Source organism: bacterium (assembly GCA_020444065.1).
In the GTDB taxonomy this organism is placed as follows: Bacteria; Sumerlaeota; Sumerlaeia; order SLMS01; family JAHLLQ01; genus JAHLLQ01.
The window spans coordinates 1,193,397-1,204,446 of the sequence record JAHLLQ010000001.1 but is presented as its reverse complement, the minus strand read 5'-3'; the positions used below and the strand labels follow the sequence as shown (position 1 = coordinate 1,204,446).

At 59.4% G+C, this 11,050-nt stretch carries 10 protein-coding genes; 1 reads left to right on the top strand and 9 read right to left on the bottom strand.

Annotation, left to right across the window (positions count from 1 at the left end; all coding sequences use genetic code 11):
* Positions 1-177 precede the first annotated feature (177 nt).
* On the top strand, positions 178-1,293 hold the full coding sequence (gene ald, locus KQI84_04405; protein ID MCB2154103.1) for an alanine dehydrogenase: 1,116 nt from the start codon (positions 178-180) through the stop codon (positions 1,291-1,293).
* A 63-nt stretch (positions 1,294-1,356) separates the two neighbouring features.
* Here ald and KQI84_04400 read toward each other — a convergent pair whose 3' ends face one another.
* From KQI84_04400 to KQI84_04360, 9 genes are all read right to left on the bottom strand, one after another.
* Entirely contained in the window at positions 1,357-2,040 is a 684-nt protein-coding gene (locus tag KQI84_04400; protein MCB2154102.1) for a TIGR04282 family arsenosugar biosynthesis glycosyltransferase, read from the bottom strand.
* Positions 2,041-2,050: 10 nt separating this feature from the next.
* Complete coding sequence (locus KQI84_04395) at positions 2,051-3,256, bottom strand: FAD-dependent monooxygenase (GenBank protein MCB2154101.1); 1,206 nt, start codon at positions 3,254-3,256, stop codon at positions 2,051-2,053.
* 201 nt (positions 3,257-3,457) lie between these two features.
* Complete coding sequence (locus tag KQI84_04390; GenBank protein ID MCB2154100.1) at positions 3,458-4,234, bottom strand: tetratricopeptide repeat protein; 777 nt, start codon at positions 4,232-4,234, stop codon at positions 3,458-3,460.
* Entirely contained in the window at positions 4,231-6,090 is a 1,860-nt protein-coding gene (locus KQI84_04385) for a BatD family protein (protein ID MCB2154099.1), read from the bottom strand. Before KQI84_04385 ends, KQI84_04390 begins: the two co-directional genes overlap by 4 nt.
* Before the next feature lie 4 nt (positions 6,091-6,094).
* The gene (locus KQI84_04380; protein MCB2154098.1) at positions 6,095-7,150 is read right to left on the bottom strand and encodes a hypothetical protein; all 1,056 of its coding nucleotides are present in this window, start codon (positions 7,148-7,150) and stop codon (positions 6,095-6,097) included.
* Positions 7,147-8,181 (bottom strand): VWA domain-containing protein, encoded by a 1,035-nt coding sequence (locus tag KQI84_04375; GenBank protein ID MCB2154097.1) that lies wholly within the window; start codon positions 8,179-8,181, stop codon positions 7,147-7,149. The genes KQI84_04380 and KQI84_04375 overlap by 4 nt, the downstream gene beginning before the upstream one ends.
* On the bottom strand, positions 8,178-9,176 hold the full coding sequence (locus KQI84_04370; protein MCB2154096.1) for a VWA domain-containing protein: 999 nt from the start codon (positions 9,174-9,176) through the stop codon (positions 8,178-8,180). The genes KQI84_04375 and KQI84_04370 overlap by 4 nt, the downstream gene beginning before the upstream one ends.
* On the bottom strand, positions 9,176-10,123 hold the full coding sequence (locus KQI84_04365) for a hypothetical protein (protein MCB2154095.1): 948 nt from the start codon (positions 10,121-10,123) through the stop codon (positions 9,176-9,178). Before KQI84_04365 ends, KQI84_04370 begins: the two co-directional genes overlap by 1 nt.
* Positions 10,116-11,006: a DUF58 domain-containing protein gene (locus KQI84_04360; GenBank protein ID MCB2154094.1), complete on the bottom strand. Its 891-nt coding sequence runs from the start codon at positions 11,004-11,006 to the stop codon at positions 10,116-10,118. The genes KQI84_04365 and KQI84_04360 overlap by 8 nt, the downstream gene beginning before the upstream one ends.
* Positions 11,007-11,050: the final 44 nt, after the last annotated feature.

Genomic DNA, 11,050 nt, shown 5'->3' with positions numbered 1-11,050 from the left:
AGGATTGACAAGATCCACGAGAAGGGACGTCACCCGGAATCTCGTTCATCCTGCAAATCCCGCCCCCGCGCACAGTCGTTTTCGATGCGAGTTTCATTTGACTCCAGGCCTCCGATCTTACTATGACACGAGGTTTCCGTTGCTTGCGGGACAAGAATTCGCTGATCGGAGAGTATCATGATTATTGGCGTTCCGAAGGAAATTAAGGACCAGGAACATCGCGTAGCGGTCGTCCCGGCTGGGGCGAAGGACCTTGTGCGAAACGGCCATCGAGTGGTCGTCCAATCGGGCGCCGGAACGGGAATCGGGATCTCCGATGCCGACTACACGGCCGTTGGGGCCGAGGTCGCGGCGACCGCCAAGGAAGTCTGGGACCAGGCCGAGATCATCGCCAAAGTCAAAGAACCCCAGCCGTCCGAGTGGCCGCACATTCGCGCCGACCACGTGCTGTTCACGTATTTCCACTTCGCCAGCGGCAAAGAGCTGACCGAGGCGATGATGAAGTGCGGCGCCAAGTGCATCGCCTACGAAACCGTCGAGGACAAGAAGGGCGCTTTGCCGCTGCTGACTCCGATGAGTGAAATCGCCGGCCGTCTGTCGACGCTTCAGGGCGCGAAATACCTCGAGAAAATCCACGGTGGGCGCGGTACGTTGCTCGGCGGCGTTCCGGGCGTGAAGCCTGCCCGCGTGATGATCATCGGCGGTGGTGTCGTCGGGACCAACGCGGCCAAGATGGCTGCGGGTCTCGGCGCACGCGTCACGATCCTCGATGTGAACCTCGATCGTTTGCGCTACCTGGATGACGTGATGCCCGCCAATGTCAGCACCTTGTTCGCCTCGGATTACAACGTGTGCGACCAACTGGAGTCCGTCGATGTCGTTATTGGCGGCGTTTATCTGACCGGTGCGAAAGCCCCCCACGTGATCCGCAAGGAGCACCTGAAGCTGATGCCAAAGGGCGCCGTGATGGTCGACGTCGCGATTGACCAGGGCGGATGCTTCGAGTCCTCCAAGCCCACCAGCCACACGAATCCCGTCTACGAGTACGAAGGCATCATCCACTACTGCGTGACGAACATGCCGGGTGCTGTGGCGCGCACGTCGACGTTTGCATTGACCAATGCGACGCTTCCGTACCTGCTTCGCCTTGCAAATGCGGGCTATCCTGAAGCCCTGAAGCAGGATCCGCTGTTCAAGCTCGGCCTCAATGTCGCCGATGGCAAGATTGTCTACAAGGCCGTCGCCGATGCGTTCGGCATGGAATCCTCGGACGTGGATTCCATCCTCAACTGACGCAGTTCGACAAGTCGTTTCATGAAGGCCGGATGGCAGAACGCCATTCGGCCTTCTTCTGTTTCAGGGGATAGAAGGAATATCGAGGCCGGCTTCTGCCGCACGACGACGCAACTCAGCCTTGATGTGATCGGATTGTTGCGCGAGGTCTTCGAATTTGTCGATGTCCGTGCGCTCGTCGAGTCGCACGGCCGGCATTCCAAAGCGCCTTAGTTGCGCCAGCATCTGCCCGCAGGTGTAGCGGCTGCTGTACTCGACGTTGTGGAAGAGGCGCGGCATCCAGCGGCGAATCGCTAGAATCCAGAATCCGCCATCGGTCGCGCGGCCGATTGAGGAATCGGCCCCATCCAAGCGAGCCAGCGCTTCGACAATGTCCTCATGAGTGAGTTCCAGACAGTCGGAGCCAATGAATACAATCGCGTCGGCTTCAGCTTGTGTGGCGCGTTCCCCGGCATTCTCAAGACGCCCGGTCAGATCGCCGTCGGGCTGCGCAAGGACGCGCGTCCCTTCCCTGCGAGAACCACCAAGAAGCCATGCGCCGATTCGTGACGCGGCCTTCGCCGGCGTGGCGTAGATCCACAGATCGTACTCGCAACCGGCATGAGGAAGCAGCCGATCGCGCAACACTTCGACCATGATGCGATAGAGATTCGCGGCCTGCACTGGAGTACAGCCGCTGGCGAGCCGAGTCTTCGAGCGTCCCGGCTCCGGTTCGCGGACGAACATCACAACAACGGGGCGGCCCATCGCCGGATCCTCAGAACTGCAGCCCGATCTGATCCATCAGGACTTCAAGCTGGCGAGTAGCGGCAGGGATGCAGGGGAGAAGTCGACGTCCTTGCCCGGCGGTCCATTCGTTTGCGCCTTCCGAGGGCTGCGGATCGCCATCGCGCATCAGCAGTCGCTTCCACATCTCAGTGCAGTTCGCGTTGTACTCGCTCAGCGATTCCTCGGAACCGTTGTTCCTCAGAATCTCGAAGAGGCGGCATGCGAGATCGTGTCCCTCGATGAGGCCAACGTTCATGCTTTGGCAACCGACGGGGCTGGTCAGGTGTCCGGAGTCGCCAGCGAGCCAAACTCGATCCCGGCCGAACTGCGTGACCAGGCGATGTTCAAATCGCACCCGGGCGGACCACTCGACGTGCTCCGGGCGACTGGTGAACCACGGGGCTCTTTCTTCGATGAAGTGCGACAATGCGTTGTTCGAGTGATTGTGGCTTTCGCCGGGCTTCAACTCGAAACTCCAGCGACAGCGGCCGTCCTTCATCGGCCACAGCACGTTAACGGTGTCCTGCGACAGCGTCAGCCGCACCTCGTTGTCGAGGTTCATGTCCGTGTGGAACTCGTAGACGGAGAAGACCTGCGCTTCGTTGAGATCCTGGTACTCGATCTGGAGAAGCTTGCGCGTCAGCGAATTGTAGCCATCGGTCCCCACCACATAGTCTGCGTGGAACGTCGATGTCGACGTGACGACCCGATGCATCTGCATGATTGGGTAGCCCTTGGGGATTTCTTCGATATGGTCGATGGAGGCTTCCACGCCGTCGCCGGTTTGCTCGATGGTTTCGACTTCGTGGTTCCAGAGGACCTTGACTCCAAGATCCGCGAGCCGGCGTTCCAGGATTGTCTCAAGGCGGCTTTGCGGAATCGACAGCGCAAAGGGGTAGGCATTCTGAAGCTTCGAGAAATTGAGCGTGGCGCGGTGGACATCGTTATCGTAGACGCCGAGGCGATCGACCCGATAGCCGACGGGGATCAACTCATTGACGACGCCGGCCTCTTCCAGCAGATCAAGCGACCGTGGATGAAGCACCAATGCGTAGCTATGGACATTTGTTCTGCGCTCGCGATCGACGATGGCGACCTTCACCCCACGCTCCGCCAAACAGACCGCCGTCATCAGGCCAACCGGCCCTGCTCCGACGATCAACACCTCGGTCTTTCGCTTTTCATTCCTCGCCATAGTCCGCACCTTGTTCCGATTTTCGTCCGGTTTCTACTGTCTGCAGTCGTCAACTTTATCCCGTGGTATCCCGGCCCACGGCCTAAAATCTCATGAATACATGTGGGGAATGCAACGATTATGCGCAACTTACAGATAAATCACTCGGAATACAGGATTCTTCCAGACCAGTGTTCAGATGTGAATAACGCGGTCGGGAGCCTAGATTCGCTCGATGGCATCCGTACGGATGTAGCCGCTCCGCCCATCCAGTAGCTTGAACTGTACCCAGCCGCGTTCGGGGGATCGGACAAGGTCGAGAACCGTTCCCGAGGGGAGTTCCAATTGCTGGAAGAACTTCTCCCCGGGGCCGCTGCGTGTGATAGATTTGTCTTCGATAACGACGGCATCGCCGCCGGAATCTCCGGCTGAGATATGAAGGGTCAGCAGCCCCGACGTGGCGATCAGAAGCAGCGCAACCCAGGCTACTCGGCTGCCCCATGCGGCTCGGGTGTCGGTGTGCGGCTCGCTGCGTCCGAATGCAAAGAGCGTTATCAGGAATGCGAGGAATGTCAGCTCGGCGAGCACGATCCAGAACATCCGATAGGTTCCACTGAACCACTGGGATACAAGGCTTGTCATGCTCGCACCCTCGAGGACATTGGTCGAAGGCTCGACGAGCTGCAGATTCTGGCGCGGCATGCTGTAGCCAGGTGCCAGACGCAGGGCGCGCTTGTAGAAGACAACGGCTTGTCCGACATCGCCCGCCCGATACGCCGCATTTCCTGCGTTTGCCAGGACCTGTGGATTCTCGATCCCATCGCGATACAGTGTGCGATAGGCCTCGAACGCCTCCTGGTATTGGCCCTGCTGGTACAATTCGTTGGCCTCGTCGAAGCGATTCTGGGCAATATCGACTGTGAGCTCTTCGGCAGGGGAGGAGACGGCGAGGAGAATGGCGCCAAGAAGGAGCACGAGTATGCGAGCGGCCCGGTTCATCGCTTCTTCCCCTTTCCCAACTCGGTAATCAGTGCCCGGGCTCCCTGCAGATCTTTCTCGCGATCATTGTCGGCGGATTCAGGGGCGTATCGCATCGCATCGCATCGATCCAGCAATTGGCTCAATCGCGTCAGGTCATCTTCCTCGACGCCCTGGCTGCGCAGTTCCTTCAAAGCGTCGTCTGCGGTCAGGCCGGATGCTTGTCGACCAGTGATAGCGGCGACTCGGTTCAGGATGCCTTGGGCCAGCGCGGAGTAGTATTCCTCGCGCGTTCCCTGCCCCTTGACCTTCTCGGCTTCGCGCAATGCTTCCTGTGCGCGGCGATCGGCGCGCTTCGCGTGATAGGCCACCGGGTCCGCGTGCAGCCGCCGGACGTTGGCAACCCAACTAACGGCCGCAACGACCAGAAGCAGTGCACCGCCGTGCAGCACCCAATACCATGGCCGTGCATAGAACGGCGCGTCGTCTGAACGCAGACGGAGATCGCGGAGGGGTTCCGTATCGATGAACAGAATGTCGGCCTGGCCCACCTCGCGAACTTCACCACGCGCCCGGGTGGGGCTGCCGCTGGCGAGCTGCAGCGATGAGCCCTTCGACTGGAGAATGGTCACGGGAATCGCGTTCGTCGAAACGATCTTCTGTTCTTCCGTTTTTGGATCAAAGACCGCGAAGTCCAGGGGGGGGATCTCGAATTCTCCGGGCTTGCTTGCCTGCAGGATTTCCTTAAAGACCTTCGTCGTCACCAGATCGCCGTGGATGTTGTTGATCTGGAAATCGACCTCTTCGTTGATCTTCGTGAATCCGTCGAATTCTGGAAGCGATTCCATTGAAACCGTCTGCAAGTAGCCCGTTCCGGACACGCGAATCGTCAGCGTCAGAAGATCCGACTCCGTCAACTCGCTCTTATCGGCAAAGCTCGTGATCTGGTAGGAGCCGACAAGTTGACCCAGTACCCCATCGGGTTTCGGTGGCAGGGGGAGGATGTTCAGTTCCTGCTCGTAGGCAGGGAGTTGGGCCTCCACCGTGTTGCGATTGAAGAAGGAGTCGAAGAAAGGATCGCGCCGCCTGGTGTTGTTCGCGGTTTGTAGAATCATCTGAAATGTCGTGCCGCGGAGTGTCGTCTCGCCGGCGCGTGTCGGCACCATCGTCGATACAGCCAACGGAGTGCGCAGGAAGGCTTCACCATCCACGTTCACGCTTTCCCACTGGATTCCTGGAACGCGATAGGACGCGTCGTCCACACGAATGAATTGCCGCCCGCCGGCGACCTCGAGAACGTTGATGCCGGCAATGCTGGGGTTGAAGTTGGCGCGGCGATACAAGTACGTCGTCGCCTGGAATGCCTGGTTCGCGTAGACCTTGTCGGGCACTTCCGTGTAGCTGAACAGGCGGCCCTTCAACTGCTGGTCCAGTGACGTGTTGCCCGTCCGCGCAGAAGAGACTTCCCCAAATGTGCCGAGCTTCTGTGATGGCACGGGAATGACTTCGACCTCGACAGGATTCGTCTGAACGGTGTTGCCGCCGATAATGACCTTGGCCGGCCCAAACTTCACTGTGCCCGTTCCCTGTGCCTGGAAAGTCCAAGACATCTCGACGCTCACGCTCTGGCGGCCATTAACGTTCAGCGTGCTTGACGAACTATTTGGCCCGCCAGCCAGACGCACATTGCCGCCTTGAATCTCGGGCAACGTGGCGTCGTCGATCCGCGAGTCGGCCTGAATGACATAGCGAAAGGTATCGCCGACCACAACCGGCGAGGGCTCTGCGTAGACGGTGACTTTGGCGTGGGCCTTCGCCCCCAGTGCCGTGATCAGCACCAGTCCCAGAATCCAAAGCCATGTTGAATTGCGTCGCATTCGATTACCAATCCTGACGGCTGCGTCGCGAATCGTCGCGTGGCTGACGCAGGATCAGCAAGCCGCGATTTCCGAGGAGGTTGAGCATGTTCTTCGCCTCCTCCTCCGACATTTGCTGAGCCATCTGCGCTTGCTGCTGTTGGCCTTCCTGCGGCTGCTCCTGATCGCCGGCCTGTGACTGGTCTGCCTGCTTCTCTTCCGGCTGCTGCTCTTCCTGAGGCGTGCCGGAGTCGGCCTGCTTTTCGTCCTGTTGCTGCTCTTCGCCCTGCTCCTGACTGTTCTGCTGTGCCTTGCCTTCCTGCTGCTGATCCTGATCCTGCTGTTCGCCTTGCTGTTGCTGTTGGTCGTTTTGTTGATCGCCCTGCTGCTGATTCTGCTGATCTTGCTGATCACCCTGTTGTTGCTGTTGATCGCTCTGCTGCTGGTCCTGCTGATCCTGGTTCTGATCGCCGTTCTGTTGCTGTTGCTGCTGGTTTTGCTGATCCTGATTCTCTTGATCCTGCTGATCCTGATTCTGATCTCCATCGCCCTGCTGTTGCTGTTGTTCCTGCTGGGCTTGCTGAGCCAATTGCATCAGGAAATTCCGCACCTGCTCGCGGTTGAACTCTGCATCGGGGAAATCGGATTGCGCGTCGAGTGCCTCGTTGAAGGACTTCAGCGCTGCAACGCCCATTTGAATCGCCTGCTCTCGGTCCTGGGCTTCCAAAGCCTGGCGTGCGAGCTCGAACTGGGACAGTCCCTTGTTGTAGAGCGACTTCGCACGAATCTCCGGTGCGCTCTCTGCCAGTTCAACGGCATGGTTGAACGAGGCAATGGCTTCCTGGTACTCGCCCATCTTGGCCGACGTGAGACCGAGGTTCATCACCGGTTCGGGAGCATCCGGGGCTTCGACGCGCGCATCATGGAAGATGCCTCGAGCCGTCTCGTAGTCGCCCGAGTCGTAGGCCGCAACGCCTTCTTCGATCAGTCGCGGCAGGCGATTGTTCCAATCGAAAGCCATCGCGGGCGACGCACCGGCGAGCGCAAATACGATCAGGATTGTGGCGAGCCTCTTCATCATGCCGCTTCCTTCCTGCGGAGCATGCCCCTCGAAATCTTTCTCTCCCGCCGGTCGCCGATCAGCCCTTCAAGGAACAACAGAATCAGGGCGAGCGCCAGCGGGTACTGAAAACGTTCTTCGCGAACAACGCGCCGGTTTTCGGCGAAGTCCGTTTGCTGAAACGTCCGCAACTCACTGATCAATGGTTTGACGTCGAGCGACGTCGAGCCGTCGGCGATGTAGGCCTTGCCGCCGGTCATTTCAGCGACCTTCACCAGCGTCTCTGCGTCAAGTTTCGAAAGGATTTTAGATCCATCTGCATCTTCCTTCAAGGTCCCATCTGGCATGACAATCGGCGACCCCTCGGTCGAGCCGATTCCCAGCGTGTAGATGAGGATTCCCTCTTCGGCCGCCAACTTTGCCTGCTCCTCGACGTGTCCGCTGTGATCTTCGCCGTCAGTGATCAGGACCAACACGGGTGTGCCGACGCTGCCCTCGCGGAAGGCATTGCGAGCGACTTCGATCGCCCGTCCGAGATTCGTTCCGGGCGTTCCGATCGTTCGCGTATCCACGTTCTGCAACACATCGAGCACAATCCCGTAATCCGTCGTCAGCGGGCACTGCAGGAAAGCATCCCCGGCGAAAGGAATCACGCCGAGGCGTTGGCCCGGGAACGATGAGAGGACCTGGCGAAGCTTGGTCTTCGCTTCGGTCAATCGATTGGGCTTCACATCCGTGGCGAGCATGCTCTCCGAAACATCGAGAGCGACCAGGATGTCGATGCCGCTCTGGCGAATCATGCGCTCGCGGGTGCCGAAGAGCGGCCGCGCCGCGGCAAAAACTGAGAGGGCCAGGGCCGTGAAGAGCAGCAGCGCCTGCCAGCGCCTCGCCGTCGTGGACACAAATGGGTTCAGCACGGACCAGTTGCTGTTCTGATTGTCGACGAAGCGACTCAGCTTCTGCTGGCGCATTGCGCGGACCCAACGCCACACGATCGCCAAGGGAACGAGCGCGACAAGAAGCCACAGGAGTTGGGGATGCTGGTACGTCATGGCAACCTCACCAACCAGAAACCGCGCAGGAGGAATTCGAGTCCGAGCAGAATCAACGCAGGCGTCCAAAACATCATGAACCGCTCGTCGAAGTCGTCGTACTCGTTGACCTCGATTTCCGTGCGCTCGAGATGGTCGATCTCCGAGTAGATCTGCCGCAGAGCATCTTCGTTCGTGGCGCGGAAGTATCGTCCGCCGGTTTCCTTCGCAATCTGCTGCAGCGTCTCTTCGTCAATCGTCACCTGCTGGCGCACCATGCGCTGACCGAACAACGGATCCTGGACGGGGATTTCGGTGATCGAATTGCTGCCGACACCAATTGTGTAGACGCGCACACCGAGAGCCTTTGCCGCTTCGGCGGCCTGCAACGGCGCGATCGTCCCGGTGTTGTTTTCGCCATCCGTCAGCAGGATGACGATCTTGCTCTTGGCTTCGCTGTCGCGCAGCTTGTCGACAGCCAGTGCCAATCCCGTTCCGATCGCCGTCTTCTCGTTATTTAGAATGCCATCCTGAATCGTATCGATGAAAAGCTTCACAGCCTGGCGGTCGAACGTTGGCGGACAGAGGACCGCTGCCGTGGAGGCGAAGACCACGAGACTGATGCGATCGCTGGAGCGCCCATCAATGAAGTCGTGAACGACTTCCTTGGCCGCTTCCAGGCGATTTGGGGTGAAATCCGCGGCCTGCATCGAGCCGGAAACATCGATCGCAAGGGCAATGTCGACGCCGAGCGCGGCGCGTTGCCGTTCGACCTGGCCGAATTGCGGCCGTGCCAGGGCGATGATTCCGAGAATCAGGACGAGCGCTCGCAGCACGGGCATCAGTTGGAGGACGCGTATCTTCAGCGTCTTCGTTCCCGCGGCAAACGGCGCCGTGTCGGAGAAGAGCACCGATGGATGGCGCCTCGCACGACGCAGGTAGTGCCACGCCAGCCAAATCAACGGCAGCGGCAGCAACGCCAGAATCCAGGGATAGAGGAATCTCCACTCCAACATCAGGCTGCCTTCGATCCTTCTTCCGGAGAGTTCGTCGCACGCATGCGTTCCGACTCATGACGCAGGAAAACGCGCGCGGTGGAAATGTCTTCGCCGGCCTGAGGCTCATTAGCTTCCCATCGTGCGAACTTCGCCATGCTAGCGCGCAGCAGGATCGGTTTCAATTCCGTCAATGCCGCGGCGTACTCACCAGAGCGACGAAGGTATTCGATGAGTTCATCCTCCGACATTTCGAGAGCCTGGAAATCGAACTGGCGCTCGAAGTAGCGGCGCAGGAGATAAGAAAGCTCGGAGTAATGCGCCTTAGTGCCGCGATTCTGAAAAACATCCATCGTAGCCAGTCGGGTGAGCGACTGAATGGCTTCCTCAAGCGGCGGCAAGGGCGGAGGTGCGATCCGTTGGGTTTCTGCAGAGCCTCGCTTCAGCAGAGCCCTGATGAGCAGGAATGCGAGCAGAACCGCCACGATGATCATGGCCCCAATCGCCATGTTGCGAAGTGTCCAATCGAACGGCACCGTCAGTGGCGGCGTGTAGTCTTCAGTTTGGCCCGGGTCGGCGCCGGGTTCTGCAATGGTCACAGATGCCGTTTGTGTTGTGAAATCCTGAGTCCGCCCATCGGTCATTTGGGCGGTGATGGAGAGAGGGCCGATCGTCTGTTCACCGGGAGAGAGGAGCCGAACCGGAATCGTCCAACCGGCATCGGTCTTCTTCGGCTTATCGATGACGAGCAGTCCCTGCTGCTCCTTAGGCGGCTTGGCAATCAGTGCTTCTGCGGCGCCGGTCACTGGGACGTCGAGTGACACTTCGATCTGATCCCCGATGGGTGCGCTGACCGGATTCACCGTGATTGGCAGAGGAGCGCCCGCAGGGGCATCCTGCGCGAAGCAGGCGGCCACCATCGCGAGCCACAAGATGCCAGTCAGGATCGTTCGCCGCGGGCTACGCATGAGACATCCTCCGCGCGCGACGTTGGAAAAAGTCGATCAAGGGACGATCGAAGGGACGGTCGGTGCGCAGATCGATCTGGTCGATGTTGAGAGACCGGAGGAGGCGCTTCGTCGCCACCTGGCGCCCCTTCAGATCCGCGGCGATCTGCTCGCGCACCCGCCGGCTCGATGTATCGACCAGCATGCGTTCGCCTGTTTCGGCGTTTTCCAACTCGATCAGGCCGACGTTAGGGACTTCCTCTTCGCGAGGATCACCGATCGAGATTGCGATCAAGTCATGCCGCTGCGCTGTGACAGAGAGCGAGCGGTACAAGTCGGGTTGCTGGAAATCGGAAATCAGGAAAACGACCGCGCGCTTTCTTTGCAGCCGATTCAGCGACTGCAGGGCGGTTGCGATGTCCGTCTTGCGACCTTCAGGCTCGGTCAGAAGTTCCGTGATCACGCGCAACCCATGGGTCCGTCCCTTTTTCGGAGTCAGGAACCGCTCCACGCGATCGCTGAAGAGCATCAGGCCAACACGGTCGTTGTTGCGAATGGCGGAGAATGCGAGAATCGCCGTGATGACGGCGGCCAGTTGGCGCTTCCTCCGTCTGCCAGAACCGAAAAGCGTTGATGCCGACACGTCGACCGCAAAGATCACCGTCAGTTCGCGCTCTTCGACAAACCGCTTCACATGTGGGTGTCCGGTGCGTGCGGTGACGTTCCAGTCGATCGTTCGGATGTCATCGCCAGGCTGGTACTCTCGAACCTCGCTGAAGTCCATGCCTTGACCGCGGAAGACGGAGTGATACTCGCCCGCCATCACATCGTTCACGATGCGACGAGTGAGAATCTCCAGTTTGCGGACAGATGCCGCATCTTCGAGTAATTGTGGAACAGGCATGCTCTCTCAACCTCTGGCGATTGAATTCGCCGCTTCCCTCATTC

Coding starts and splice junctions, on each gene's coding strand:
- ald (MCB2154103.1), top strand. CDS start 178: ATGATTATTGGCGTTCCGAAGGAAATTAAGGACCAGGAACATCGCGTA.
- KQI84_04400 (MCB2154102.1), bottom strand. CDS start 2,040: ATGGGCCGCCCCGTTGTTGTGATGTTCGTCCGCGAACCGGAGCCGGGA.
- KQI84_04395 (MCB2154101.1), bottom strand. CDS start 3,256: ATGGCGAGGAATGAAAAGCGAAAGACCGAGGTGTTGATCGTCGGAGCA.
- KQI84_04390 (MCB2154100.1), bottom strand. CDS start 4,234: ATGAACCGGGCCGCTCGCATACTCGTGCTCCTTCTTGGCGCCATTCTC.
- KQI84_04385 (MCB2154099.1), bottom strand. CDS start 6,090: ATGCGACGCAATTCAACATGGCTTTGGATTCTGGGACTGGTGCTGATC.
- KQI84_04380 (MCB2154098.1), bottom strand. CDS start 7,150: ATGATGAAGAGGCTCGCCACAATCCTGATCGTATTTGCGCTCGCCGGT.
- KQI84_04375 (MCB2154097.1), bottom strand. CDS start 8,181: ATGACGTACCAGCATCCCCAACTCCTGTGGCTTCTTGTCGCGCTCGTT.
- KQI84_04370 (MCB2154096.1), bottom strand. CDS start 9,176: ATGTTGGAGTGGAGATTCCTCTATCCCTGGATTCTGGCGTTGCTGCCG.
- KQI84_04365 (MCB2154095.1), bottom strand. CDS start 10,123: ATGCGTAGCCCGCGGCGAACGATCCTGACTGGCATCTTGTGGCTCGCG.
- KQI84_04360 (MCB2154094.1), bottom strand. CDS start 11,006: ATGCCTGTTCCACAATTACTCGAAGATGCGGCATCTGTCCGCAAACTG.